Raw genomic sequence first — 26,256 nt, 5'->3', positions numbered from 1 at the left:
TAATCAGTGCCGGGCGCACACAATTCTCCGGGCGGACGCATCCATCGCGCCTCGCCAGCCGGCGCCCGGAAGGGGCCAGCCCCGGGGTGGGCGATGCTAAAGGCGAAAGGAAATAGTCCTGGATCCGGTGGCGTCCGTTTCCACCGTGGCCTGGACGGAGCTGTAGTCGTTGATGTGCAATACGCCCTCGGGCAGCGGGCCAGTATTCGCACCGACCGCTACCGTGCGAATGCCTGCAGCCAAGGCTGCCGCGATGCCGGCGGGAGCGTCCTCGAAGACCAGGGCGTCTGCAGGCTGCACACCCAACAGTTCGGCCGCCAGCAGATACCCTTCTGGATGCGGTTTGCCACGGGTGATCAGGTCGGCCGTGACGGCGGTCGCGGGCATGGTTAGCCCTGCTGCGTCCATTCGGAGGTCCGCTAAGATCCGGTCGGCCGACGTCACCAGGGCAACGGCGTCGCTGGGAAGGCTGTGTAGGAGTTCGCCGGCCCCGGGCAGCGGCATGATCCCCTCGGTCCGGCCACGTTCCATGGCACCGAGTTCGGCAGCAAGGGCTAGGACGTCGGCTCCTGCCGGGGCGAATCGGCGCACAGTGTCAAGCGCCTGCACACCATGGGACGTACGTATGATCTCGGCATAGTCCAGGTCATAACGGATCGCGAACTCGCTCCAAACCTGTTCCACGACGGGTGTGGAATCGACCAGTGTGCCGTCCATGTCGAAGAAGACAGCACGGCAGATATGCGTGCGGGGAACAGCGTATGCAGGGATGTCCATGCATCAATCATGACCCGATACGCCAGCGGGCCGGCGAGTGTGACGACGCACCGCACCCCTATGTCAGCGGCCACGGAAAAGTGCCCGAGGGCGGCCAATAGCGTTCCGAGGCAAACGAACCATATGGCCACGAACGATACCCACTGGCGGCCAGACCAAACAGCCGGAATTCCTTGCGAGGATGCTCAACAGCTGGGTTCAGGGCCGCTCCGACGCTGGCCGATGGACCAGTACAGGGCGATGAGCTGGGTGTTGATACACGGTCGTGCCTGTATTCGGACTGGCCAGACGTGTGCCTTGAGTCAATCGAGGCGGCAGGCGTAGTCGTCGGGGATGGCGAGGTCGCCGGAGCGGTTTTGGGTTTCATCCTCTCGGTCCAGGAGAGCTGACTGGTGGGAATCAAGATCAGCGCTCACTGGCATGCCCTGCGGGGCCGGCCGGGCCGGGGCAACGGTATGTGCGTCGTGGCGGTCGGCAGTTAAGCGGCGGCGCACCGAAGAAGGCCAGGAAGCGCTAAAAGTCCGAGCACGAGTTCCCTATCCGAGTTGGCGGCCGGCTGGGGGTAACGGGGGGGCGGGGTGGACTGACCCGGCGCTATTGATGATGGATTCGACGGCTTGTTGGAGCGCAGTGAAGGCTGGCGGGAAACTCGCTTCGCCTGCGATCAGCAGGTGGCCGGTACCGATGAGCGTCAGTGCGATCGTATCGGCGTCGGTCTGGGGTGCGATGCGACCCAGGTGGCGCTCGGCTGCTAGGTAGGCCGAGAGCGCTTTGGCCGCCTCGGTGAGGATCGGTATGCCACTCGGGGTAGTGGAGCGGAGCTTCGAGCGCAGTCCATCTTGTGTGATGACCAGGCTGACCAGTCCGAGGTTGACCGGGGTGAAGATCCTCCCGAACGCCTCGATCAGATTGACTGTTATTGAGCCGGTGCCTGCAGCCTCGCTCAGCCCGGCGATCTCTGTCGCGAGCTCGGAGATGTGGTTGCGGACGAGTTCTGAGACGAAACTGTCGAAGTCTGTGAAATGCCGGTGCAGAACTCCTTTGGCAACCTCGGCCTCCTCAGTCACTGCACGGCTGGTCAATGCGCTGGGGCCCTTGCGTACCAGGACGCGTTCGGCCGCGGCGAACAGTTGCGCCCTCGGATCGCGCAGTGACACCCCGGTCGGCATGATTCCTCCAGCAGGTGATAGACGGGTAGGCATACGCCCATTTAGAGTGGGCGCATGCCCACTCTACCTTTAACGCCAGATCCGATGCCGCATCAGAACCGCTCGATTGCCGAGTCCTTCGGGTTCGAGGCCGAACGCTATGACCGCGCGCGGCCCCGCTATCCGCAGGCTCTCGCCGACGCAGTCCTCGCTGACCTGCCTGGTTGGCAGATCCTCGATATCGGCATCGGTACGGGACTGTCCGCGCTGCCATTCCGGGACGCAGACGCAGAGGTTCTCGGCGTCGAAATCGATGCGCGCATGGCCGAAGTCGCCCAGTCCCGCGGCTTTCCGGTCGAGGTGGCCCGCTTCGAGGACTGGGATGCCAAGCGCCGCACCTTCGACGCAGTGATTGCCGGGCAGACTTGGCATTGGATCGATCCCGCCGCTGGAGCGACCAAAGCCGCCAGTTTACTGAAGCCAGCCGGACGGCTCGCCGTCTTCTGGAACATTGGCGACCCTGAACCCGAGACCGCCGCTGAGTTCGCCGAGGTTTACCGTTCCGTCGAATCGGGCATGCCCTTCACCCCGTGGACGACGCCGGCACTCGAGAGCTACGAGAGCATCCTCGTCCGCACCACGGACGGCATCTGCTCCGCTGGTGCCTTTAGCGAGCCCAAGCGCATGCGCTTCGATTGGCGAACCACTATCACCCGTGAGGCTTGGCTCGACCAGATCCCCACGATGGGAGGCCACAACCACATCCCGGCCGCCCAACTCGCGGCACTCCTCAGCGGGGTCGGACAGGTCATTGACAGCCGGGGCGGCAGCTTCACCATGAACTACTCCACGGTCGCCATTGTCGCCGCTAAGAACTGACGCGATCTCCTGCCCGTAAGCCGGTCGATCACCGTGCCGCGGAAGCCCACTGTCATGTTCCGCGCCAGTTGATGTGTGACTCGCAGCGATAAATTGCGGTCTTTTCGCAGCGCTATTTGTCGCCCGGCAGCCCGCAGGGGGATGGCCGAAGGGGAACGAGGCGTAAACCTCTGGGAGCAAGGCCAAACCAGTAAGAGATCGCGCCAATAGGGTCAGGGGCGTCGTTTGGGGCGGGTGTCCCAGCGGTGGGTGGTCCAGGCTCCGCGGATGAGTCGTCTGAGGATGATGACGGCATTGGCCAGGGCGATGTAGGCGTTGATGACGGTGGTGCTTCGTTCGGTGCAGATGGCCAGTTTGCGAAAACCCCTGGTGTGCCAGGAGTTGGTGCGTTCGACCATGGGCTGCTCTGGGGATTTCGGACAGTGGTACCCCTGAAATGATGGGGACTACCGGAATGAGGATTCACCAGAATGTCATCAACCCGTCGCAGGTTTAGTCAGGAATTCAAGGATGAACTGTGCCGCGAAGTCATCGACTCGTCCAAGCCCATCAAATCCGTCGCCACCGAATACGGCGTGGGCGCCGAGACGTTGCGCAATTGGCTGAAGAAGTACAGGCAAGCCCACGGTGGCATTGAGACGGAGGCGGAGTTGAACGTCTCCGAACGTGCCCGGCTCAAGGAACTGGAACGTGAGAACCAGGAACTGAAGGCGGAGGCCGCGTTCCTAAAAAAAGCGGCCGCATACTTCGCAAGGGAGCCACGGTAGTGGCGAAGCATGAATTCATCGATTCCTACGCGGCCACCGAGAAGGTGCCGGCGGTGTTGAAGATGTGCCGGTGGTTGGAGGTCTCCCGCTCGGGGGTTCTACCACTGGCGCTCCCGCCCGGTCTCGGCCACCGCAGCCCGCAGGACGGCACTGACCGCCCGTGTACGGCATTTCTTTGAGGAATCCGAGGGGACCTACGGGTACCGCCGGATCCACGCCGACCTGTCGGCCCAGGAGACCGAGTGTTCCCCGGAACTGGTGCGCCAAATCATGAGGCAAGAAGGCCTGGTTCCGTGCCAGCCGCGGCCCTTCAGGCCCGCCACGGTCGCCGATGCAGAAGCGGCAGCCGCAATGCCGGACCTGGTCCGCCGGGACTTCACCGCCGACCGGCCTGGCATCAAATTCGTCGGAGACATCACGTACATCCATACGTGGCAGGGCTTCATCTACCTGGCCACGGTCATCGACTGCTATTCCAAGAAAGTCGTTGGTTGGGCCATCGATGACCACATGCGCTCCGAACTAGTGGAACGGGCCCTGCGCAACGCCGCAGCCACGACACGAATCGAGCCGAACGCGATCTGGCATTCAGACCGCGGGAGCGTTTACACCTCAGCCTCGTTCAGGGCCCTGGTCGCCAGCTTGGGGATGCGTTCATCCATGGGGAAAACCGGCATTTGCTGGGACAACAGCCAGGCAGAAACTTTCTTCTCGGCCCTGAAAAACGAGCGCGTGTACCGCACGACGTACGCCACGAAGGACCGGGCCCGTAGTGACATCATCCGCTACATCGAGGGGTTCTACAACAGCCGCAGACGCCATTCGGCACTCGATTACCGGCGACCGAATGAAGTCCACTACAGTTACCAGCAGCCGGCCGCGGCAGCGTAGAAAAACCACTAATCCGCTGTCCGAAAACTCCCAAGCAGCCCACCACCCACCGCTTGCCGACCTGGATCGGTGCGGGTTTGCCCTTGGTGGCAACCTGCCCCTCACAGCCAAGCTCCGCGAGCAGTTCACGGGTTTTCTTGGAGTCGTAGCCGGCGCCGAGGTGGACCGTGATCCGCTGTGGGAGGTGGAACCCGAAGCGGCAGAGCCGTTCCAGGGTGGGCCGTGGCAGGGGCGAGTCGTGCCGGTTCGCCGGGGCGATCACGACGCCGAGCGGGATGCCGTTGCCCTCGACCAGCACGGAGCGTTTGGTGCCCTGTTTTCCGCGGTCCACCGGGGATTTCCCGGCGGCCTCACCCCCCGCAGGGGGCCTTGACGATGCACCCGTCCACGGCCAGGTCCTCGAAGTCGATGCCGGCTACCCGGTCGTAGGAGTCCAGGCAGATCTGTTCGAGGTCCGCGACGACACCTGCGGCGATCCATTCATCCCGGCGGCGCCTGATCGAAAGTGGCCGAGCAGCCGGCGTCGGCGATCTTCTCGTAGGCGGCCCCGGGCACGAGGACCTGGATAGGTTTCTCGAACACGACCCGGTCCGGGATCCGCGGCCGGTGGCAGCCGAGCGGGTGGTTGTCCTCGACCGGCGGGATCAGCGCCTCGAATTGGGTCCACAGGGGTTTCATGCTGGAGGATGGGACGGCAGGCACAAGCACTCCTGGCTAAACGTGAATCTGAACAATCCGTGTTTAGCAGGGCTTGTGCCTGCTTCGTTAATCCGGCCCGGCCTCACCTATTGGCGCGATCTCTTAGCTTGTTATTTAACCCTTGAGGGTGGGGCCACGGAGGATGGGGTGGCCGTTCGGCGCATCACGTTGCCAAGAAGGCCGCCGTTTCCGATGCTTTGTGTAACCAAACAACGAAGCACCACCGGGAAACGACGGCCTTGATCATGACCATCCCTGACAGCTTTCCAGCAGCGCAACCGGCATCGGATCACCATCGATTCGATGCGTTCCGGGAAGGGTTCCACGCGTGCCTGACGCGCCGTGCCGACACGTTGTTCGAACTGGCCGATGCCCTGCTGTGCGGCCAGGGAAAGCCACCGACCTGGCCCACCTGTCCCTGGAGCCGGAACACCACCGCGGGTACGGGGCGCTCTATGACGCGATGAACGCAGGGCAGATCAACCTGGCGGCGCTCCGATGCCCGGATCACCGCGCTCCCCGTCCCGAGAATGCCCGAACCTGCCGGCCGGGCACGGATCGTGCTCGCGATGGATGTCTCGAACTGGTTGCGTCCGGATGCCGCGGCCAGTCCCGAACGCGCCTTCTGCCACACCTACGCCCGGGGCAGCGGTCAGGCACAGATGATCCCGGGATGGCCCTATTCCTTCGTGGCCGCCCTGGAACCGGGGGCGACCTCGTGGACCGCCCTGCTCGACGTGGTGCGGCTGGGGCCCGGCGATGATGCCACGGAGGTCACCGCCGGCCAGTTGCGCACCGTCGTCGAAGAACTCACCCGGGCAGGGCACTACCGGGATGGCGACCCTGAGGTGCTGATCGTGATGGACGCCGGCTATGACGTGGTCCGCCTGGCCTGGCTCCTGCAGGATTTGCCGGTGATCCTGGTCGGGCGGCTGCGATCGGACCGGGTGTTCTATGCCCCTGCCGGCACACGCCGCGGCCCGACCAAGGGACGCCAGCCACGGCACGGGGCCCAAGCTCGTGCTGGCCGACCCGTCCACCCACCCGGCGCCGGTGTGTTCCACGGAGCATGTCCTTGACCGCTACGGCACCACCCGGGCGGTCGCGTTCGCCCGGATGCACCCCAGGCTCGAGTCGCGGGGCGGATGGACAGGGCACCCGGGCCCCTTGCCCCTGATCGAGGGAACCGTGATCGGGGTGAACGTCGAGCGTCTGCCGGGAAACCAGAACCCCAAGCCGTTGTGGCTGTGGGCCTCAAAGCACGCACCCGCCGACGCCCTGGAGGCGGACCACTGGTGGTCGATGTATCTACGCCGCTTCGACCTGGAACACACCTTCAGGTTCCTCAAACAGGGCCTGGGATGGACCAGGCCCCGGCTGCGCCACCCCGAGGCAGCCGACCGGTGGACCTGGATCGTGCCGAGCGCCCATGCGCAACTCCGGCTCGCACGGCCCCTGGCCGCCGAATGCCGCCTGCCGTGGCAACAGCCAACACCGCCGTCAAGGCTCACCCCCGCACGGGTCCGGGCCACCTATCGGCGGACCTGCCAGAACGCGGTTCATCCGGCAAAGACGCCGATAGCCTCCACGGCCGGGCCGGGACGTCCCAGGGGCCGCCCCAACCGGGTCAAACCCGTCATCCAGCCCGTCGGCGTGGCCCACCAAAGGTTAAATAACAAGCTAAGCTCCTCCAATTACTTCAGGACGCCGGATGCCGAGCAGGTGAGAGCTGCATACGACGCGGTCGGGCACCTCGAGGGATACGGCGCGATCGCCGACCTGATCGAGGCCGCTACTCACAGGGAAGTCCGCCGACTCCAGCGCAAATACAACAAGGGCAAGCCGTGGCCCGGGATCCCCGCGGGCCAACTCCCCACCGGGCGGCGCACCGCTGCACAAGAACGGGAACGCCGAAACTGAGGAAGAGCGTTGCCCTCGGCCAGGCTTGGTCCCTAGTGTAGTGTGTCGTTGATTCCTTTGGGTCTGATTGTTTGTCAGACTTGATCCATGGTTTATCTGGCAAAGGCACTTCAACTGCGCAACGGGGACCGTGGAGCCCTGGAGGCGCTGACGCGTGGGAAAGCATCCACCGCGACAGTGGCCCTGCGGGCGCGCACGGTCCTGTTGGCTGCCGACGGGATGCCGAATATCCAGATCGAGAAGACCACCGGGTTTTCGGCGCCCACGGTTTTGAAGTGGCGCAACCGCTATGCCGAGGGCGGGATCGAGGCCCTGTCCGATGTCCGGCGCCCGGGCCGGGACCGGGAGATTGATGAGCTTGCCCTGGTCGCGGACACCCTGACCAATGACGGGATCCCGCCGGCCGAGCTGGGGATCTCGCACTGGTCCGCCCGCATCATGGCCGAACGCCACGGAATCTCCTTTTCCTCCGTGGCCCGGATCTGGCGCCGCTGGAAAATCCAACCGCACCGGACCGGGACGTTCAAGTTCTCCACCGACCCCGCGCTGGAGTCCAAGCTCCGGGACGTGGTGGGCCTGTACATGTCCCCGCCGGAAAACGCGGTGGCAGTCAGCATCGACGAATTATGCAAAGCTTCGCATAATTCGTCCGTGCACACCACCGGCCGGGCCGGGTCGAAGGGTGTGGGGTAGACGTCCAGGACGTCTTCCCTCCGGGCGGCGAACTCCCCGTTGGCGTGCGGCGGGATGGTCCAGCACTGCTTCAGGTGGGGGCGAAGTTGCGTTTTTTTAACACCCTGCCGATGGTGGAGTGGTCCAGGTCGGGGATGTCCTCGATGAGCGCGACGTGCTTCTCCAGCAGGCGCAGGCTCCACCGGTCCCTGCCCTCGGGAGGGGCGGAACAGGCCAGCGCGATCAAGCGGGCCTCGACCTCGCCGGTGACGGTCGGGGCCACCGGCGGCGTGGCCCGCTTCTTCCGGGTGATCGTGGCGGCCACGTCGCCGCCGCGCCCTGCGTAGGCCTTGGAGACCTTCACGACCGTGTCAACGGCAACACCGGCCCGCTCGGCCACTACCGCCTGGGTGGGTACGCGGCCCTCGCGCCGGGGGTTGTTCTCGTCGAGCTCGAGCAGGATCCTGGCCCGGCGCACCTGCTGGGCCGGATGCGCCCCGGTCCGGGTCAGGGCCGTCAGCAGTTGCCGCTCCGCCGGGCTGAGCGCCACCGGCCGCGACTTCGTCCTGGACACCACGGCCTCGATCCCGGCGGTCGGTCGGGGAAGAACCCGCCAGGAACATCATCCCCAACTGTGCACATTAGCCACGACGATCTACTAGTCCCATGGGGATGGCCCATCAAGTCCTGTACAAAAGCCAGCCGACAAAACGCCGCCAGCCGGCAGATGCCGATAGAAAGCAACGCAGTTGTCGTGAGCGAAACGTTCCGGAACGACACCAAAGTTCAACCAGCACCGCCAACGACAGCTGCACGGCTCATACTTGCTCCGCACGTCACCTTCCCTGTGTCTGCCCACCTAGCCCGGCCGACCCGGGTCCTCCGCGTCTGGCGGGGGCGATGGCTGGCACGGTAGCGCAGCTGGATGATTCTGGCTGCGCCGGCCACTGCCACCAGAATGCCTCCGCCTACCGCAGCGACGAACAGCGCCACACCGAGTGAAACTGCGCCGACCCACCCGAAGTAACGCAGCGTGATGGATTCCTGGTTCTGCAGGATGAAAATGATGAGGAGGACCAGCAGCACCAATCCGGTGGCAGTGGCCGCCCACACCATACCCGCCCTGGTCACTGCCGCCTTCCCCCGTGGTGGTGGCGGGGAACCGGCCGGGGGAGGGGTCGAACCTTGCGGCGTCAGCGGATCTGATGTCATCGCGCACCCTCCTTGGGGATGGAATTGTCTGCGAAAGTGTCCGCTACGGGGGTGTTGGCCCTTGGCAGGTTGTCGTCCCTGGGTCCCGGGGCGCGGCCCGTGCATGGTCTCCGTCAGGTTCCTGGCTGTTTCATACGTTCGCCCCGGCGTCTCCTCCGGAACGGGTTCGCAGCACCGGCGGCCGGGGTGCTCGGCGCATTTCCCGGGGTCGGACATAAGCGGCCCCCAGCCATCCAAGCCACGTCCCCGCGGGACGATCAGGTTCTGGGGCCCTCTAGACCCAATGCCGTTTACTTACGCCCTTTGTGTTAATCTTTCGGCATGGCGCGCAGTGGCGGGGTGACACGCGAGGGTCCCGAGCGGTTGAGTGATCACGTCTCGATCGGTGTGTTTCCGCCGGATGTGGTGGATGCGGTGATTGAGCGGACCGGGGCCGCCGAGCAGCGCACCCGGCTGTTGCCCTCCCGGCTGATGGTCTACTACGTGATGTCCCTGGCGCTGTTTTCGGCCGGGTCGTACGAGGAGGTGATGCGGTCGCTGCTGGCCGGGATGGAGTGGCTCACGGGCCGGTTCGGGGAATGGCAGATGCCGACGAAGGCCGCGATCTTCAAGGCCCGCACCCGGCTGGGCTCCACGGTGATGGCGGAGCTGTTCGCCGAGGTGGCGACGCCGTTCGCGGCACCGGACGGGCCCGGGTTCTACAAAAAGTGGCGGCTGGTGGCCGTGGACGGGACCACCCTGGACCTGGCGGACACGCCGGCCAACGAACGCGCCTACGGGCGTCCGGGCACGACGACGGACTTCAAGAGCGCCTACCCGCAGGCGCGGGTGCTCGGCCTGGTCGAATGTGGCACGCACGCGGTCCTCTCGGCCGTGGTCGCCGGGCTTTCCACCTCCGAGCACGACCTGTATCCGGCCCTGCAGGCGGACCTGGATGCCTCGATGCTGCTGATGGCCGACCGGGGATTCTTCTCCTACACCGCCTGGACGGACAGTGCCGGAACCGGGGCGGCGCTGCTGTGGCGGGTCAAGGCCTCCAACCTGTGCCCGTCGTTGAGGAGCTGGCCGACGGGTCCTACCTCTCGGACCTTTATGCCAGCCCCAAGGACAGGAGGAAGGACACGGACCCGGTCCGGGTGCGGGTCATCGAATACACGGTCACCACCGGGGAGGAGGTCAGCGGCTTCCGCCTCATCACCACCCTCCTGGACCCGGAAGCGGCACCGGCACAAGACCTCGCCGGGGCGTATGCCAGACGGTGGGAAATTGAGTCCAGCTTCGACGAACTCAAGACCCGCCAGCGCGGGCCGGGGATGGTGCTGCGGTCCAAAACCCCCGGCGGGGTCCTGCAGGAAATCTACGGCCACCTGTGCGTGCACTACGCCATCCGGTCCCTCATCGGCGATGTCGCCCGGCACTTCGAGGAGGACCCGCTGCGGTTCTCCTTCACACGGACCCTCCGGGCAGCCAAGCGTTCCCTTGCCGGGCGCCCGGCTTTTTCCCCCTCAACGCCTGGCTGAGGCCTTCGCCGTCTTCTGCCGGGAAATCCTGCACGAACTGCTGCCCCCGCGCCGGCACCGCACCAACCCGCGCGTGGTCAAACGGACGATGTCGAACCGGCCGCTCAAACGAGTACCAAAGAATCCTAAGTAAACGGCATTGCCTCTAGACCCTGCTTCTGCGGCCGGCAACCGCGCCGTAGATCAGGAGCACAATGACGGCGCCGAGGATGGAGAGGAGCCAGGTCCGAATGTCGAAGAAATCGCCGAGGCCTCCGCCGAAGATCAACGACCCGATCCAGCCCCCGAGGATTGCGCCCACGACACCCAGAACGAGGGTGATGACCCAGCCGCCGCCCTGCCGGCCTGGCAGGATCGCCTTGGCGATGGCTCCTGCGATGAGCCCGAGAAGGAGAAAACCGAGAATTCCCATGACTGCACGTCCTTTCGGTAGACCGGTCGTGGAAGGTGGCCGTAGCCACGATCTAAACAGCATGCCTAACAACATTCAAGGGCCGGCGGCCAGTGGCCGGTGACTCGTCGATGGATGCCCGCCAGGGGCGCAGGTGGGGGCAGCAGATCCGTGTGCACGCCACCGACGAATCCACGGTGGATGCGGGAGGTTTGGTAGCCGGTCCGGCGGCCCGTCGCCTTTCGTCCCGGGTCGTGGGCCGGGCCGGGTCGTCCACGGATATTCGATATCGAGCACCGGCGAGGTCTAAAGCCGGCCGGGTGTCAGCCCGCTACAGGTTGCCCATTAGGGACTGCAAAACCGCCAAACCGGGCTGTGAAAAACCGCCATCCTGAAGGCTAACAGTCACACATGGAGCTGTTCCCCGGCCCTCCCGCCCGACCCGGAAGGGATTTGGCGTCTTTGCTGCCCGCACTGCGGGACGTGCCTTTTCGGAGCAGAGGTCCCCAAGCCCCGGTGATCGTTACAGAACGGAAACCGCGACCATCTGTAACATCCGTCACACCAGCACCTAGGGTGAAGGGACAGTTCTTACCCGGCCGCAGCGACGGCCGGGGCCGCTGACAGGCGAGGGGGACCGATGGGTGAGACCGCAGAAGCGCATGACTTTTCCACGCCACAGCCTCCGGCTGCGCCGAACCTCCCCGCCTGCCTGAACGGGTCCACAGCGGCCATCCACCGGCTGGTCCGCTCCGATGAACTCTCCGCCGACCACTTCGGACCGTCGACCCGCCCCAGCCACCCGACGTCGTACACCACATCACCGTGCCGCCGCGGGCCGGGACGTACCCCCATCCGCAAAAGCCGCTGCTCCGTGCACATCGGTGCGGCCATGGAACCGGAACCACGAGCAGGCAGGGGAGAACAATGTCCAGGAATCCGTTCAAAGTGGGGGACTACGTCGTCGCTGACGATCCGTTCAACGGGCACGCCGAGGGTGTTGTGATGGTGATCCACGGCCGGTCCATGGGCCTGCGCGTGACCAACGGACCCACGGACCACTATCTCTACTACGACTGCAGGACGGTGCGGCTCCCCGACTGAGGAGGGCCTCCGCTGTGCGGCGGCCCCCACAGCTGCCTCCTCGGACCGGCCGACACCACCAGCCGGACCGGAGGTCCAAGCAGCTAGTACTATAGTCGCGTTTGTGGGGTGTGGCCGCGGGATTTGTAGTGGCATTGCTGGGCCCGGTGTTGGTGTTTTCGCCGCCAGAGGGAGCATCGGATGATGTGGCGGGGGTCTGGTTCCCGGCACCAGGCGATCCGTGTGATGAGGTGCCTGATTTCGGGCAGTGAAAGTCTTACCAAGTGCCCGGTACCTGGGTCTGGGCCCCCTTTTTTGAGCGGATGACGCTCAGGAAGGCGTGGGCGAACATGGACAGGGTGATGTGCCGGTGCCAGCCGGTGTATTGCCGCACCTGGTAGTGGTCGAGCCCGGTTTCGCCCTTGGAGGTTTGGAAGGTTTCCTCGATGGCCCAGCGGGCTCCTGCTACCCGGGCCAGTTCGGCCAGGGTGGCGTTTTCCGGCGTGTGGCAGATGAAGCAGGCCAGGTCCGTGGGGTCTTTGAGGGAGCGGCGGGTCAGCAGCCAGTGCTCACCGGTCTCGGCGGGGCCGTTGATGCGGATCCTTGCCCAGGCGTAGAGCCGTTCGCCCTTGGTGCCGGTGCCGGCGGTGCGGGTGCGCCAGGCGCGCCCGTCCAGGGCGGCGAAGAGCCCATCGGCCCGGCCCTCGGTGCCCAATGAAGCAGGGGCCGGGACGATGGCGCGCTGGTTCATGGGCACGGCCATGACGTAGTGCATGCCGCGCGCCTCGAGCCTGCGGCGCAGCCCGGTGTGTTGGCCGTAGACGGCATCCCCGGTGGTCCATTCGGCTTGGATGCCGGCGTCCAGGGCGCGTTCGATCATGTCGGCGGCCAGCACGGGCTTGGTGGCCATCACCCGGTCCTCGGGGATGCCGGCACGCGTGCGGCGTTCGGCATCCTCGGTCCAAACCCTGGGCAGGTAGAGCTCCCGGTCCAGGAACGTCCGCCCGGCCGGGGACGCGTAGCTCAGGAACATCCCGATCTGGCAGTTTTCCACCCTCCCGGGGTCTTGTATTTCAATTAGTGCTTGCTTAGGTGGAGTTGGTGGGAGGGTGGACCATGACTGTGTGTCCGCCCGTTGCCGTGTTAGGGGCAAAGTTCGATCGGATCTTGCCGCATCTTGACGAACGCCGCCGTCGGCTCTATTTGGCCAGCGAGTCTGCGGCCATCGGCCACGGCGGGATCACGCTGGTGGCTGCTGCTTCCGGAGCCAGCATCGCCACCGTTACTCGGGGGGTCACTGAACTGGCCGGAGCCCCGGTGCCGATGAGCAGGGTCCGTGCTCCGGGAGCCGGCCGCAAGCCGTTGACGGTCACCGACCCCGGTCTGCTGCCAGCGCTGGAGGCGTTGATTGCCCCGCACACCCGTGGTGATCCCGTCTCCCCGTTGCGATGGACCACCCTGTCGCTGCGTGCCCTCGCTTCGGTCCTCACGTCACAGGGCCATCGGGTCAGCGCCGCAACCGTCGGGCGCCTGCTGCACAAGCTGGGCTACAGTCTGCAGGGCACGGTCAAGACCACCGAAGGCGCCAGCCACCCGGATCGCGATGCCCAGTTCGCCCACCTGAACGCTACGGCCACCGCTTTCCTCGACGACGGGCAGCCGGTGACCAGTGTCGACACCAAGGCCAAGGAATGGCTCGGCAACCGTGACCGGCCCGGCCGCACCTGGCGGCCGGGCAAGGACCCGATCAAGGTCGACTGCCACACCTTCACCACCAGCGACCAGCCGGTGGCCATTCCCTACGGGATCTACGACCTCGCCACCAACACCGGCTGGGTCAACGTCGGCACTGACCACGACACCGCCGAGTTCGCGGTGGAATCCATACGCCGCTGGTGGCAGCGCCGTGGGCGGGCCGATCACCGCCGACGCCACCCGCTTGCTGATCACCGCCGACGCCACCCGCTTGCTGATCACCGCCGACGCCGGCGGGTCCAACGATCCCCGCCGCTGGACCTGGAAGAAACACCTGGCCGCCTTCGCCCTCGCGAGCGGACTGGAGATCACTGTCTGCCACTTTCCGCCTGGCACGTCGAAATGGAACAAGATCGAACACCGGATGTTCTGCCACATCACCGCGAGCTGGCGGGGCCGGCCGCTGACCGGCTACCAGGTCGTCATCGAAACCATCGCCGCGACGACCACCCGGGGAGGGTTGAGCATCGGGGCCGAGCTGGATACCGGCAGCTACTGCCTGGGCACCACCGTATCCGCCGCCGAGTTCAACGCCCTGCCGATCACTCCCAATGCGTTCCATGGCGACTGGAACTACGCCGTGGACCCCGTTCCTCCCCGAGTCCCGGAGGCGCCGGCGACCATCCGGCGGATCGACCCCGCCCTGGCCACGATGCTCAGCGATCCGGCCCTGACCGGCATGCCACGGGCTGACTTCGAACGCCTGGCGGCAGCCTCGGAGCCGTACTGGGATGCTCTGGCCGAGGCGGCCTTTCAGCGGCGCTTCCATCGCCCGCGCAGCTACCTCCACCCGCAGACCAGCAGCCTGGACCACTACCACCGTCTCCTGGCGGCGCTGCTGCGCCGCCGCAGGGCGATCACCAGCACCCTGCTGGCCCAATTGCTGGGGGTCGGCCGCACCAACCTGTCCAACCAGTTCCAGGACGGGCACCGCCTTCTGGACCTGCACCGCGTCGTCGTCACACCGCTGCCCGGACCGCCCGCCCGCACCCTGGAACAGATCCGAGCCCGCTTCTCCGGCGAGGACCACCCAGCAGATCAACTCTGACAGTTATTCAGGAACAACACCCCGGGGTGCCCGAATACTGGCGGGCGACCCCGGCCGAAGCCGTCCCCTTTTTCAGGAAACCGGTCTCGTCGATCGCCAGGATCCCCCTCGCATCACCCAGATGCCGTTTTACGTAGGCGAACAGGGCATCGCGCACCGCATCCGGATCCCAGTCCGTGGTCGAGAGCAGGCGCTGCATCCCGTCAGGAGTGCCGTGCCCGGCCCGCTCGGACAGGGTCCAGGAGTTCTTCCGCTCCTCATCCGAGAGCAGGCCACGAATGTAACTCATCGCGTTGTTCCGCGGCTCCGTACGTGCGAACTCGTCCCCGATCAGGTCCCGGATTTCCTCCAGGCCCTGCGCCCATTCCTGTATCTCTGCCACCCAAATATCATCGCTCACCCGTCATGATTAACAGGATTTGGGACCAAGGTCCGATTAAAACGCCGACCCAGCCGAAAACAAACGCGACTGTAGTACTAGTGCTGGGTTCCTCTTTGCAGGCGTAGATTGGAAGAGGGCTGCCTCAAAAGTCTGGAGGTGGGTGGCATGCCGAAAATCCTGCGCGCGAGGGCGGCCGCGGATGCGGCCGAGGAAAGAACGGTCCGGAAGCTGGCCGGTGCCCGGCATGCCCCGGCCGACTGGAACCAGCGGGGCCGCATCGTGGCCCTGAGCTGGTCCGGGCTGCGGGTGCCGGCAATCGCCAGGGAGCTTGGCTGCCACGAGCAGACGGTGCGCCGGTGGCTGGTCCGGTTCAACGCCTCCGGTCTGGACGGTTTGGCCGATCTGGGCGGGCAGGGCCGCCTACGGCGGATCACCGAGGCCGCCCGCGCCCAGGGCATTGACATTCACCGCAGCCAGGTGCGCCGGATTCTGCGGCAAGAAGGGGTCCGCTGGCGCCGCACCCGCTCCTGGATCCGGAGCAAGGACCCGGACTTCGCGGGAAAAGGACGCGGATCGTCGAGCTCTACACGGACCCGCCCGGGGGTTCGACGGTCCTCTGCCTCGACGAACTCGGTCCGGTGATCCCGCGCACCTTCGCTCCGGCGCCCGGTTGGTCCCCGGACGGGCACCGGATCAAAAGCGACCTCGACTACGGCCGGGGCCCGGAAAAGATCTGGGTGTACGGCGCCCTGCGGCCATCGGACGGCCGCGAGCTCACGATGACCGCCTCATCCCGCAACAGCGCCAACTACCAGCGGTTCGTGCAGACCGTGGAGCAGGCCAACCCGCACGGGCAGATCGTGGTCATCGCCGACAACCTTTCCTCCCACAACAGCCTCTCCACCCGCACCTGGCTGGGAGAGCACCCGCGGATCTCCCACGCCTTCATCCCGGTTGGCGCGTGCTGGCTGAACCTGGAGGAGGGCTGGTGGCGGATCTTCCGCAAGGCCGCCCTGGCCGGGCGGTCCTTCGCCAGCCCCGAAGAGATCGAAACGGCCGCCCGGCTGGCCCCCGTCTGGCTCAACACCCGCGCCAGACCCTGGATCTGGGGACGGCCCGCCGCGCCGACCCGGACCCTCCGCCGCCGGTTTGTCTACCTCCTTTGAGGAACCCAGCACTAGCGGAAGTTTCCTAGCTAAGTGGTCCGGGACTTGTATCGGTGCAGGTCAGGGGTGGTTTTCGGTGGTTGGGAGTGTATGGCCTAACTTTTCTTCGGGGCCAGCTTGGTGAGGTTGAAGATCTCGGCGAGTTTGCTGTAGGTGTCGATTTCCTCGGTGAGCATGCGGCGGGCTTTGGGGCGGCCTCCGGTGGAGGGGTAGATCATCACGGTTTCGCCGATGCTGGCCAGCCGCTCGAGTAATTCGCGGACGGAGTGGTGTTCGTCCGCATTGTCGGCTTCTCGTCGCATGAGGTGGGCGATTTGCAGGGCCAGGACACAGGTGAAGGTGTGGATGCGGATGTTGTGCTCGGTCCAGTGGTGCATAGGTGAGAAGGAGACGACGTGGGGGTCCTTGAGTTGCCGGAATCCGAACTCGGCATCGGATTGGGACTGGTAGGCGGCCACCACTTCGGCGACGGGCCAGTCCTCATGGGTGGTGACCAGGATCCTTTTGCCGAAGGCCTCGTCCTCGAGTTCCGCCCGTGCCTTCTCGTTGACGCTCACGGTAAGGCGGCGGGTGGCCGGGGTGGTGCCGGTCAGCTCGCAGTCCAGGACGCGACGGAGCCACGGGTCGCCGGTGATGGAGGCGATGTGGTCGGTGAGTGCGGCCGTGGTGCGGCGGGTTTTTCCGCGGGCCAGGGTCTCGGCGAGGTCCGCGAGCTTTGCCTGGGCCTTGGCCAGGGTCTGGGCGAACCCTGCCACTTGTTTCTCGTGCAGGGTCGGTGAGTGGGTGAGGATTACCCGGCGTTCGGTGCCGTAGACCACCTTCCGGGTCTCGGCCGCAGTGAGCCCGCCGAACCGTGCCCCGTCCACGATGGCACGGTCCTTGGCGGGGGTTTTCAGCAGCTCGGTGACGTGGGAGGGCGGGATGGATCCGACGAACGCGAGCTCGGTGTCGGTGACGCGGGAGAAGTTGGAGGCCGAGTTCTGTCCGGCGTCAAAGACCACGGTCACCTCCGGGGTTTCGCCAGTCCCGGCGGTTTCGGCGAGCTTGCGGTGGCGGGCACCGAGGGCGTCGATCCTGACCGGGAACTGCGTGAGGTCGGGTTTGTTGCCCGGGTAGGCGTGGGCCAGCAGCGGGATCCCACCGTCGCGGGTGATCACCAGGCCCAAGCCCACCAGTCGCAGGTCGGTGCGTTTCTGTTTCGCCTTGCCGCGCTGGGCGATCGGGGCCTTCTCGTTGGCCGAGTCAATGTAGGTGGCGAAGTTGGTCATATCCAGGGCCAGGGCGGAGATGTCGAGGTTGAATTCGCTGATGATCGCCAACGCGATGCGCTCTTCAACCACCGCCAGCTCCTCCAGGGACACCCGGTGCATCGCGTCCCAGAACCGGCGGTGATCCAGCACGGAAGCGGGGATCTTGGTGAAGCGGTCCGCCGCAGTGGTTTTCCACCAGTCGGCGAATCCCAGCTTTGAGGTCGGCGCCACGACCCGGTTCAAGGCCGCCAACGACAGGTAGGTCCCCGCGGACGCGCCAGCGTCGCTACGCCGCGGGCCAACCACCCCGTCGATGATCCCGGCGACATCCAGACGTTGCAGAATGCCCCACACCGCGGCACTGTCGCCGAAGCCCAGGTGCCGGGTCTTCTCCGGAACGATGGCGGCTTCCTTGGCGTCCAGCAGTTTCTCGATGTCCTTGGCACTGCCCAGGTAGCGCTCGGAAACCATCTTCGGCTTCCCGTCCACCCGCGCCATTTCACGCAGGTACCAGTACACCTTGCCGTTGACCGTTTTCTTGTAGAGCGCCATGCCATACATGATACTTTAGGTCATACATACTTCAATGAAATGAAGGCCCCGACACGCCGCAACTTGCGCGGTTTTTACTTTGTCGGAGCCCTCAAAAACGAAATAGCCCGGAAACTCCCGCTAGGGTGTGTCTCCTAATCAGTGGTTTTGCGGTTTGGCATGATTGATGGGTGCCTTCTCGCTATTCCGTGTTGTCCGATGCCCAGTGGGAGTCCATTGCCCCGTTGATGCCCGATTCGTCGGGGAAACCGGGCCGACCCTTCAACGACCACCGGCTGATGACCGAGGGCATCATCTACCGCTACCGGGCAGGGATCCCATGGCGTGATCTCCCTGCCTATTTCGGGTCGTGGAAGACCGTGTGGAAGCACCACCGCCGCAACGCCGCCAACGGGACCTGGGACAAGGTCCTGGCGGCGTTGCTGACCCGCGCGGACACGGCCGGGCTGATCAACTGGGAGGTCTCGATCGACTCCACGGTCAACCGTGCCCACCAGCACGGCACGAACCTGCCCCGCCACACAGGGGGACCTGTCGAATTACAGGAATCTGCTCGACGAGCCTGAGGACCATGCCATCGGCCGGTCCCGCGGCGGGCTGACCACCAAGATCCACGCCCTGGTGGATGGCAACATGCGTCCCCTGGTCCTGCTGCTGGGGCCGGGCCAGGGCGGGGACTCGCCGATGTTTGAGAACCTCATGGAGGCCCTGAAGGTAGAAAGGCCCGGTCCCGGCCGGGCCCGCACCCGCCCGGACCGGGCCATGGCCGACAAGGCCTATTCCTCCAAAGCAATCCGGGCGTACCTGCGCGGGCGGGGCATCGAGTGCGTTATCCCGGAAAAGGACGACCAGAAGGCCAACCGGAAACGCAAGGGCTCCGCCGGGGGACGCCCCGTCAGATACGACAGGGACGCCTACAAACGGCGCAATGTGGTCGAGCGCAGCTTCAACACCCTCAAGCAATGGCGGTCCCTGGCCACCCGCTACGACAAACTGGCCCTCACCTACCGCTCAGCGGCCGTCCTGCACGCCGTCGTCATCTGGAGCGCCGCATTGGGAGACACACCCTAGTGCCCTTGAAGGCTGGTTCAAGTGCGTGCAGTACGCCACCGCGACGTAACCGACCCGCGAATTTTCCCCCACGGACCGGGGTGATCTGGGGCGACAAGGACCATGAGAGAGGCGAAGCTGGCCATTATCGAGTCGTAGAGGTCTTGATGCTCGGATGTTTTGTTTTGCGTTCGGAGCAAGGCGCTGACGGCCCCTCGGTACTCGTCATCCTTGATTGCTTTGTATTGCTCGACGAGCTGCTGTTGTCCGTCCCCATCGGCATTTCTCTGTTCGTCCGGGACGTAAAGGTACTTCTCGACCCACCCAAGAGAGGTAGGTCCGACGAGTAGAAATAGACCGCTGTAAAGCTTGGCGCGCGTCCGGCGCCCGAGGGCCGGCAGATGAACGAGTACCTTCTCGGCAAGCTGCTGCTGGCCTTTGATCTCCGCATACTTCACCGGAAACGATTGCTGGACGTACAGCTGATCGTGGTCGTACCGGAGCAGGTCACGGTAGGTGGCCAGCTCCCGCCATATGGCCAGTTCAGCCTCATAGCGTTTCCGAGCTACCTCACCTTTTCGTGCAATGGCCGCGGCGGTCCACATGCCTCCAAGAAGGCCGCTCAACAAGCCGGCCACAATCGTCGAAATCCAAGCGCCCAGGTCCATGCCCCAATCCTCCCACCCAAGCGGGTCGGGACCGTTTCAGCGGGTCCCGGCGCCACAGCGCCTCCACACCGGAGACTGCTTCGGGACGGAAGTAGCCCCCGTTGACAGGGCGGCTTAGTCGTTTTCCCACTGGAGCCCGAGGAGGCGGAAAGCGTTGCTGATTTCCGGGCCGTCGTGCTGTAGCGGTTCTTCGCGGATTACCTCATGAATGTTCGGCGTGACCGCTGGATCGCCGGGGCGTTCGAAAATGGCCCATAGCTGGAGGTCGTCACCGTGACGGGAGGCAAAAGTGACGCCATCGAAGTCTGTCATCTCGTAGAGCCACGAGGCGACGGCCTGGGTCAGGCGTCGCGGTCGGGCGTCCTTCAGCGCGGCGGCGTCAAAGTCAGCAAGACCTTGGCTTAGGGCCAAGCCGATGAAGTGTGGGTACAGGGCCGCGACGCTGCCCGCGGCGGTCACCGCACAGTACCGCCCGGACAGCTGACCGGACGCGGCTGTCCTTACTTCGAGCCACTCCCTGGGGACCTGACCCGGAGCGATGGTGGGGTGCAGGACCTTATCTTCGTCGTCCTCGACGATCTCGTCCAGTTCCAGGCTCAGCCGTGCATCCTTGCGGAAGTGCGCCAGAACCTCGAGCAGGCACGCCAGCAGGGAGGAGCCGGCGTAGATGGTGCGGAAGTTGCCGTGAAGGTCATCCCACCGGCCCGGGAACCGGCCGTCGGTGGCCCATTCCCAGCCGCTCCAGGCCCACGGTTCCGGGCGGAACCCGACACGCCAGACCCTGCCCTCGGCCCCGCCCGCGGTCAGTTGTGCAGAAACCACCGATCAGCCTGCGGCCGCGAACGCGCGTGCGGCGGCCAGCACCTGCGGGCCGGCGTCGTCCAGTTGGCCTTCGCGGAGCAGCCGTGCCGGCGGGACATCGTCCAGCTGCGGGTTCATGCCTTGAAACCAGGCCTGCACCACGGCCCGGGAATCCCGCTCCGCGAGCAGGGCCGCCACATGGTAGGCGGTCCTTAGTCGGTGCATCACATCGGCGGACGGTTTCCGTTCCCCGTCGGCCCACTGCCGGACGGCCCGGGTCTCCTTCACGGACCCGATGTACGCCACCAGTTTCGCCCCGAGCAGGTCCCTCAGATCCCGGACCAGCACGTCCTCGGGCAGCCGGATGGAATCCTGGTGCGCCTTCAGCCCGCCACGGGCGCCTGTCACTGCAGTCATGGTTCATGGTCCCACGAAAAGGCCCACTGAATCAACGACTCAAACACATCTCAAATCACACCCTTAATCACCGATAACCGTGATTATGTAAGGTTGGCAGTGTGTAGAAGGACAAAATAGTGATGAAGCAACGTGAAGTTGTCCGGTCTCAATTTAGTTGGCAATTTTCTCATTTTAGTTGGCAATCTGCGGGATTCGGTGATCTGTCTCAGTTAAGCTGGCAATCATGGAAGTTGCCGGTGGTCTGAGATCGATGCCCTCGAACATGGCTGACGAGGGGCGTCTTCTGGCGTGCCTCGTCGATGGGATGGCGAATGCGCCGGTGTCCACGGCTCTGGCATCGCTCGCGCTTGAGTCGGCGCTTCCGGTCCGGGCGTTCTTCTCGTGGCCGGGCAAGCGTAACTACGAGGGCGTGTGGTGGTCCAGCACGACGCGGTCTCATGTGGGGTTCGAGAGCCTCCTTGAGCGCGAATTCCTAATGTCGGCCGACTATGACCGGGACCTGGTCGGCGTGGCCTCCCAGCCTTTCGCCTTTCTGTGGCCCCGTGGCACGGAGGGCGGGCGCTGGCATGTCCCGGACTTCTTCGTCCGGCTGCGGGACGGCGGGGGCCGGGTCGTTGACGTCAAGCACCCGGACCGGGTCGGGTCGGCGGAGCGCCAGTTCGGGCTGACCCGGGAGGCCTGCGAAGCGGCGGGGTGGGAATACGAGCTGTTCACTGGCCTCGGGGAGCCCCGGGGGTCCAATCTGCGGTGGCTTGCCGGATACCGTCAGGACCGTTTCGCCCCCGACGACACAGCCGCGGCCGTGCTGGTCGACTCTTTCGTTCCGGAGTCTTCGCTGTCCAGCGGTGTCCGCCGGGCCGCTCGGACGCTGCGGGTGGACGATGGGATCGTCCGCGCGCACGTCCTGCATCTCCTGTTCTCCGGCGTGCTGGCCGTCGATCTCGACAGGCCGCTCTCGCAGGACTCTGTGGTCTCTCCTTGCCAGGCGCTGACGGTCGGCCCGGCCTGGGGTGCCGGGGTGTCGGAGGTGGCCTCGTGAAGTCGGTCCGCCTGTTCGACTTCATCCACTTTGACGGCGCCTCGTGGCAGGTGGTCGCCCAGGACGGCGCCGAGCTGGCGTTGAAGAACCTGGCCACCAACCGCATCCGCCGGGTGCCGGTGGGCCAGCTCCTGGCCGATGACTCCTACCTGCCGGACTCCCCCGCTCCGCTGCCGTCCCTGGACGGTGCCGCCGTGCTCGAATCGCTTGACCCCAGCGCCCGGGCACAGACCGAATTCCTGCACCGCCACGTCTACGAGCTCCTCAACGGGACCCCACCGGACGCCGCCCCTGGGTCGGCGCCGAAGCCGGAATACGACCTCGCCAACCCGCTCGTGCGCCGGGTCGACGCCAAGGTGGCCGAACTCGCCGCCGCGGGGACCCCGATCGGGCGCCGCACACTCCACCGCCACCTGGCCGCATACCGCAGGCACGGCATCGCCGGGCTCGCCGACGGACGGAACACCAGGGAGGCCAGCGTCGCGGGCTGGGCCGATCCGCGTGTCGTGGCGCTGCTGGAAGCCGAGATAGCAGGCCAGACCAGCACCTCCACCGGCAGCCGGTCCCGCGCCGTCACCCGCGTCTGCGCCCTCGCCGGGCAGCAGGGCCTGAGGGCCCCGTCCCGCGCAACTCTCTACAGGATCCTGGCCAAGCTGGAGAAGTCCCGGCACCCGTTCGGCAACGCCACGACCCGCAGGACCCAGGCCAACCGCCCCGACCGGCCCTGGGGCCGGCAGGCGCCCTCGCGGCCCGGGGAACTGGTGGAGATTGACTCCACACCCCTGGACCTGATGGTCATCTACCCTGACGGGTCGACAGGCCGGGTCGATCTCACCGTCGCCTTGGACGTGGCGACCCGGACACCGCTGGGGGCGATCCTGCGGCCGGTGGCGACCAAGGCTGTGGATGCCGCAGTGCTGCTGGCCAGGGCCATGACTCCCCTGCCGATGCAGCCGGGCTGGGACGCCGCGCTGAGCTACTCACGCTCAGTCCTGCCGCAGGGCATGCTGCCAGGAGACGAGGAGGTCCGCGCCGCGATCGCAGCCAAGCCCGTCATCGTCCCCGAATCGATCACCGTGGACCGGGGCAAGGTCTACATCGGCTCCACGTTCACGGCCGCGTGTGAACGTCTCCAGATCAGCCTGACCAAGGCCGCACCGCGCACGCCGACGGACAAGCCCCACATCGAGCGGTTCTTCGCCGGCGTCAACTCCGGGTTCACCCAGTACCTGGCCGGCTACACCGGCCCGAACGTGGTCCGGCGGGGCAAGGACCCAGCCGCCGAGGCGAGGTTCACCCTCGCCGACGTGCAGAGCCTGCTTGACTGGTGGCTCGTGGCCATCTGGCAGAACCGCCCGCACCCGGGCCTGCGCCACCCGGCCATGCCGAAGAAGGACCTGACCCCGAACGAAGCCTTCGCAGCGCTGGCCAGCGTCGCACCCCAGATCCCCGTCACGCTGACCCGGGACGACTACATCGCACTGCTCCCGATTGCATGGCGCACCATCCAGCCCTACGGAATCAACTTCAAAGGGCTGCACTACGACGCCCCGGCCCTTCACGAGTACCGGGGCACCCCTTCCGGCCTGCCCTCCCCCGCGGCCGGACGCTGGGAGATCCGCTACGACCCCTACCGGATCCAGTCCATCCATGTCCGCGACCACAGGAAGGGCCGGTGGATCGAGGCCGAATGGTCCCTTGCACGGCACCTGGTCGGCCCGTTTTCTCTCGATGTGCTCACGGCCGCCAAGAAAGCCATCGGGAAGCGCGCCGAAACCGTCCCGGGCAGGGACCTGCTGGCCGAGATCAACCGCATCATGACAGCCCCTGCCGGACGTGCCGAGACCCAGGCCACCAGACGTGCCAGCATTACCGGTCCAGCCGTCCCCGACGCCGCAATGCCCCGGCACCATGACCCCGATCGGGAATCGCGGCCGGCCGAGGATGCCACCCCGGTTCCTCTCCATCCCGGCAAAGACGCAGCGGAAGGTTCCCGGCCGCGCCGCAAGGCACGGCGCATCGATCTCCTGGAGGACTGAGCCATCGCGACACCCGACTCCCTCACCGCATGGCGCCAGTTCGTCCAGCACAACCCCAACGAGCCCGACCGGCTCTCCCTCAAAGCGATCAATGCCCTCTCGCCCGAGGCGAAGGACGCTTACGACCGGGCACGGTTCGCCTGGCTCGCCGCCGACACCGTGTTGGAAACAACCGACACCGAAGCACTCGCCCGCCAGACCCGGATAACTCTTGCCCGCAACGCTGCGAGCACCGCCACGGCGCGCCGCGGACTCGCGGTCTCCGGCGCCGCCGGCATGGGCAAGTCCACCGCGTTACAGTTGATCGGCAAGCGCCACGAGAAGGCTGAGCGCACACGCCTGGACCGCATAACCGATTCAGCCTTCGCCCCCGTCGTCTACGCGGTGGTCCCGCCAGCGACAACGCCGAAGATGCTCATGCAGGCCTTCGCGCACTGGCTCGGCCTGCCCGTGCTCCAGAGGGCCACCGCGCAAACAGTGACCGAACAGGTCGTGTCCGTTCTGCGCACCCTGGGGACAACTCTGGTGGTCGTCGATGAAGTTCACAACCTGACGACCAACAGGCAGGCTGGCGCCGAGGCGGCCAGCGCCCTCAAGCAGTTCGCCGACCGGCTGGACGCGACCTTCTTCTATGCCGGCATCGACCTGCCCGCCACCGACCTGTTCGCAGGGAACATGGGGAGGCAGATCAAGGCCAGGATGATCGTGCACCAGATGCGCCCCTACGGGATCGGATCGAAGGCGGACCGCGAAGCTTGGACCGAGCTCGTTCTCGGCGTCGAGGACCTCCTGCCCCTCGCCGGCCACGAACCCGAATCCCTCGCAGAGGAAGCCGCCTATCTCTGGGACCGCACCGGCGGAAGCATCGGAGCCCTCCGCGCCCTTCTCTCCGACGCGGCGATCGGGGCGATCATCGACGGGGCCGAGAAGATTGACCGGCGCCGCCTCGACGCCACCGCGACCGACTACGCCGCGGACGAACACCACAAAGCCCAAGCAATCCGGCCGGCCCAGCCGCGCAAGCGCGGGCTGAAGCGGGCCCAGTGACGATCCAGCCGCTGCCGGTCCCCACCAGGATCTTCGGCGGCGAGGGCCTGATCAGCTACGCCTCCCGCCACGCCGCACGGAACGGGACTTCCGTCGAAGAGATCGAACGGGCGCTCTCCCAGACCGGCGCCATGCCCAAAACCAGCCACCGCCACACACGGGAACGATTGCAGGCATGGCGCGATCTCGGCGCACTCCATCACACCGCCTTCACCACACCACCAGAGATCGCCGGCGCCGAAGTCATCGACCGCCCACTCTGCCTACGCTGCACCGACGGAGCAGACGCAACCGGGCGGCTTCCCCGCATCGGGTGGGTCTGCGCCCGGCACCGCCGATGGCTCGGAGCGCAGCAGCACGACATCCGCGCCGCGCCAGAACTCGTCGCCGCCGAACGCCACTACCGTCGCGTCCTCGCCCCGCGAGGTATCCTGGTCCGCTCTCCCGTGATGCAGCTGGCCCGCGAATGCGCGATCGTCAGGACCGGAAGGAGCATCCTCGCAACCCGATCCCGACGGGGAGGAATCTCCAACCTCAGCCTACTCACTTACCCGGAAACCGTCAGGACCGCCCGACTCATCACCAACCCCGGATTCAACACCCGAATGCTCCAGCCAGAGCTCCGCCCCGGTGAGCGCCACGCGCTCTGCGTCCGTGCCACCACAGGCTTCTTCCTCGAGGCAGAAGACGACGAGTCCTGGCGCGCGGCCCACAGGATCACCGCCATGTTCAACGCCATCGCCCGTGAGCTCGAAAAACGCGCTTCCACGGCATCACCGCAGAGCACACAGACCTCAGATGCGGCACTGGCCACCGCATGGACAATCTGGGGCAGATGACGCCGGCGAGAAAGCGCAGCGCAAAGGAGCCGGCATTACCAGCCGCGGAATACGGAATTGCCAACTTCGATGAGACGGAAGCGGCCAGGTCTGTCTCAATAAACGTGGCAAAACCCCACGTCAGCGTTGCCAACTAAACTGAGACCGGACAGAAGTCGCCATCATGCGGCCGCTTCGGATCCCCTACAGCAGGTCATTGACGTCCTAAACTCTTTCTCCAACCGTCTCGCGTCGTTTCGGC

20 protein-coding genes and 8 pseudogenes are annotated in these 26,256 nt (G+C 65.9%); 15 read left to right on the top strand and 13 right to left on the bottom strand.

Going from position 1 to position 26,256, the window contains the following annotated elements; all coding sequences use genetic code 11:
• Positions 1-96 precede the first annotated feature (96 nt).
• Positions 97-777: an HAD-IA family hydrolase gene (locus ACQCSX_RS21515; protein ID WP_427019143.1), complete on the bottom strand. Its 681-nt coding sequence runs from the start codon at positions 775-777 to the stop codon at positions 97-99.
• 536 nt (positions 778-1,313) lie between these two features.
• Positions 1,314-1,946: a TetR/AcrR family transcriptional regulator gene (locus ACQCSX_RS21510; protein ID WP_427019142.1), complete on the bottom strand. Its 633-nt coding sequence runs from the start codon at positions 1,944-1,946 to the stop codon at positions 1,314-1,316.
• A gap of 54 nt (positions 1,947-2,000) precedes the next feature.
• On the opposite strand from ACQCSX_RS21510, the gene ACQCSX_RS21505 reads away from it, so the two are divergent.
• Positions 2,001-2,804 (top strand): class I SAM-dependent methyltransferase, encoded by an 804-nt coding sequence (locus tag ACQCSX_RS21505; protein ID WP_427019141.1) that lies wholly within the window; start codon positions 2,001-2,003, stop codon positions 2,802-2,804.
• Between the two features lie 212 nt (positions 2,805-3,016).
• Here the strand turns inward: ACQCSX_RS21505 and ACQCSX_RS21500 are convergent.
• Positions 3,017-3,202: pseudogene (locus ACQCSX_RS21500) on the bottom strand (IS5/IS1182 family transposase); the annotation flags it as partial.
• A gap of 72 nt (positions 3,203-3,274) precedes the next feature.
• Between ACQCSX_RS21500 and ACQCSX_RS21495 the strand changes: the two are divergent.
• Positions 3,275-4,462: pseudogene (locus ACQCSX_RS21495) on the top strand (IS3 family transposase).
• 40 nt (positions 4,463-4,502) lie between these two features.
• Here ACQCSX_RS21495 and ACQCSX_RS21490 read toward each other — a convergent pair.
• Positions 4,503-5,164: pseudogene (locus tag ACQCSX_RS21490) on the bottom strand (IS5 family transposase); the annotation flags it as partial.
• A gap of 242 nt (positions 5,165-5,406) precedes the next feature.
• Here ACQCSX_RS21490 and ACQCSX_RS21485 point away from each other — a divergent pair.
• The 3 genes and pseudogenes from ACQCSX_RS21485 to ACQCSX_RS21475 form a co-directional block, all read left to right on the top strand.
• Positions 5,407-6,829, top strand: a pseudogene (locus ACQCSX_RS21485) (NF041680 family putative transposase); the annotation flags it as partial.
• Positions 6,815-7,081, top strand: coding sequence for a ParB family protein (locus ACQCSX_RS21480; RefSeq protein WP_427019277.1), 267 nt, complete (start codon positions 6,815-6,817; stop codon positions 7,079-7,081). The pseudogene ACQCSX_RS21485 and the gene ACQCSX_RS21480, both read left to right, overlap by 15 nt.
• Before the next feature lie 87 nt (positions 7,082-7,168).
• Positions 7,169-7,774 (top strand): helix-turn-helix domain-containing protein, encoded by a 606-nt coding sequence (locus tag ACQCSX_RS21475; protein WP_427019140.1) that lies wholly within the window; start codon positions 7,169-7,171, stop codon positions 7,772-7,774.
• A gap of 70 nt (positions 7,775-7,844) precedes the next feature.
• Here ACQCSX_RS21475 and ACQCSX_RS21470 read toward each other — a convergent pair whose 3' ends face one another.
• On the bottom strand, positions 7,845-8,327 hold the full coding sequence (locus ACQCSX_RS21470; protein WP_427019276.1) for a helix-turn-helix domain-containing protein: 483 nt from the start codon (positions 8,325-8,327) through the stop codon (positions 7,845-7,847).
• Positions 8,328-8,539: 212 nt separating this feature from the next.
• Positions 8,540-8,869, bottom strand: coding sequence for a LapA family protein (locus ACQCSX_RS21465; protein ID WP_427019275.1), 330 nt, complete (start codon positions 8,867-8,869; stop codon positions 8,540-8,542).
• A gap of 417 nt (positions 8,870-9,286) precedes the next feature.
• Here ACQCSX_RS21465 and ACQCSX_RS21460 point away from each other — a divergent pair.
• Positions 9,287-10,485 (top strand): annotated as a pseudogene (locus tag ACQCSX_RS21460) (IS4 family transposase).
• Between the two features lie 145 nt (positions 10,486-10,630).
• Here ACQCSX_RS21460 and ACQCSX_RS21455 read toward each other — a convergent pair.
• Positions 10,631-10,897 carry a GlsB/YeaQ/YmgE family stress response membrane protein gene (locus tag ACQCSX_RS21455; RefSeq protein WP_427019139.1) on the bottom strand — a complete coding sequence of 89 codons (267 nt, stop codon included), beginning with the start codon at positions 10,895-10,897 and terminating at the stop codon, positions 10,631-10,633.
• A 906-nt stretch (positions 10,898-11,803) separates the two neighbouring features.
• Between ACQCSX_RS21455 and ACQCSX_RS21450 the strand changes: the two genes are divergently transcribed.
• Positions 11,804-11,980 carry a hypothetical protein gene (locus ACQCSX_RS21450; protein WP_427019138.1) on the top strand — a complete coding sequence of 59 codons (177 nt, stop codon included), beginning with the start codon at positions 11,804-11,806 and terminating at the stop codon, positions 11,978-11,980.
• Between the two features lie 256 nt (positions 11,981-12,236).
• Here the strand turns inward: ACQCSX_RS21450 and ACQCSX_RS21445 are convergent.
• Positions 12,237-13,019, bottom strand: a pseudogene (locus ACQCSX_RS21445) (IS701 family transposase); the annotation flags it as partial.
• Between the two features lie 56 nt (positions 13,020-13,075).
• On the opposite strand from ACQCSX_RS21445, the pseudogene ACQCSX_RS21440 reads away from it, so the two are divergent.
• Positions 13,076-14,899, top strand: a pseudogene (locus ACQCSX_RS21440) (ISAzo13 family transposase).
• Here the strand turns inward: ACQCSX_RS21440 and ACQCSX_RS21435 are convergent.
• Positions 14,782-15,162, bottom strand: a pseudogene (locus tag ACQCSX_RS21435) (transposase); the annotation flags it as partial. The pseudogenes ACQCSX_RS21440 and ACQCSX_RS21435 sit on opposite strands and share 118 nt — an antisense overlap.
• Positions 15,163-15,309: 147 nt before the next feature.
• Between ACQCSX_RS21435 and ACQCSX_RS21430 the strand changes: the two are divergent.
• Both ACQCSX_RS21430 and ACQCSX_RS21425 read left to right on the top strand, forming a co-directional pair.
• Positions 15,310-15,786 carry a helix-turn-helix domain-containing protein gene (locus ACQCSX_RS21430; RefSeq protein ID WP_427019137.1) on the top strand — a complete coding sequence of 159 codons (477 nt, stop codon included), beginning with the start codon at positions 15,310-15,312 and terminating at the stop codon, positions 15,784-15,786.
• A complete protein-coding gene (locus tag ACQCSX_RS21425; RefSeq protein WP_427019274.1) occupies positions 15,717-16,310 on the top strand; it encodes an IS630 family transposase in 594 nt (197 codons plus the stop codon). Before ACQCSX_RS21430 ends, ACQCSX_RS21425 begins: the two co-directional genes overlap by 70 nt.
• A 95-nt stretch (positions 16,311-16,405) precedes the next feature.
• Here ACQCSX_RS21425 and ACQCSX_RS21420 read toward each other — a convergent pair whose 3' ends face one another.
• A complete protein-coding gene (locus tag ACQCSX_RS21420; protein WP_427019136.1) occupies positions 16,406-18,112 on the bottom strand; it encodes an IS1634 family transposase in 1,707 nt (568 codons plus the stop codon).
• Positions 18,113-18,339: 227 nt separating this feature from the next.
• Between ACQCSX_RS21420 and ACQCSX_RS21415 the strand changes: the two genes are divergently transcribed.
• A protein-coding gene (locus ACQCSX_RS21415) for an IS5 family transposase (protein WP_427019270.1) occupies positions 18,340-19,183 on the top strand; the annotation gives its coding sequence in 2 pieces (ribosomal slippage) (positions 18,340-18,675 and positions 18,677-19,183; 843 coding nt in all).
• 17 nt (positions 19,184-19,200) lie between these two features.
• Here the strand turns inward: ACQCSX_RS21415 and ACQCSX_RS21410 are convergent.
• The 3 genes from ACQCSX_RS21410 to ACQCSX_RS21400 form a co-directional block, all read right to left on the bottom strand.
• On the bottom strand, positions 19,201-19,830 hold the full coding sequence (locus ACQCSX_RS21410) for a hypothetical protein (protein ID WP_427019135.1): 630 nt from the start codon (positions 19,828-19,830) through the stop codon (positions 19,201-19,203).
• Positions 19,831-19,944: 114 nt separating this feature from the next.
• Complete coding sequence (locus ACQCSX_RS21405; protein ID WP_427019134.1) at positions 19,945-20,652, bottom strand: RES domain-containing protein; 708 nt, start codon at positions 20,650-20,652, stop codon at positions 19,945-19,947.
• 3 nt (positions 20,653-20,655) lie between these two features.
• Positions 20,656-21,048, bottom strand: a complete 393-nt coding sequence (locus tag ACQCSX_RS21400; RefSeq protein ID WP_427019133.1) for a hypothetical protein — start codon at positions 21,046-21,048, stop codon at positions 20,656-20,658.
• 226 nt (positions 21,049-21,274) lie between these two features.
• Between ACQCSX_RS21400 and ACQCSX_RS21395 the strand changes: the two genes are divergently transcribed.
• The 4 genes from ACQCSX_RS21395 to ACQCSX_RS21380 all read left to right on the top strand — a co-directional run bounded on the left by ACQCSX_RS21395 (position 21,275) and on the right by ACQCSX_RS21380 (position 26,015).
• Entirely contained in the window at positions 21,275-22,090 is an 816-nt protein-coding gene (locus ACQCSX_RS21395; RefSeq protein ID WP_427019132.1) for a TnsA-like heteromeric transposase endonuclease subunit, read from the top strand.
• Complete coding sequence (locus ACQCSX_RS21390) at positions 22,087-24,129, top strand: Mu transposase C-terminal domain-containing protein (protein WP_427019131.1); 2,043 nt, start codon at positions 22,087-22,089, stop codon at positions 24,127-24,129. Before ACQCSX_RS21395 ends, ACQCSX_RS21390 begins: the two co-directional genes overlap by 4 nt.
• 159 nt (positions 24,130-24,288) lie before the next feature.
• Entirely contained in the window at positions 24,289-25,176 is an 888-nt protein-coding gene (locus ACQCSX_RS21385; RefSeq protein ID WP_427019130.1) for an ATP-binding protein, read from the top strand.
• Entirely contained in the window at positions 25,173-26,015 is an 843-nt protein-coding gene (locus ACQCSX_RS21380; RefSeq protein ID WP_427019129.1) for a hypothetical protein, read from the top strand. The genes ACQCSX_RS21385 and ACQCSX_RS21380 overlap by 4 nt, the downstream gene beginning before the upstream one ends.
• Positions 26,016-26,256 lie beyond the last annotated feature (241 nt).

Origin of the sequence: Pseudarthrobacter sp. P1 (genome assembly GCF_050156935.1) — a bacterium.
Lineage (GTDB): Bacteria > Actinomycetota > Actinomycetes > Actinomycetales > Micrococcaceae > Specibacter.
Note: the sequence above shows the minus strand (reverse complement) of the source record. Positions and strands in the feature narration are given on the sequence as shown.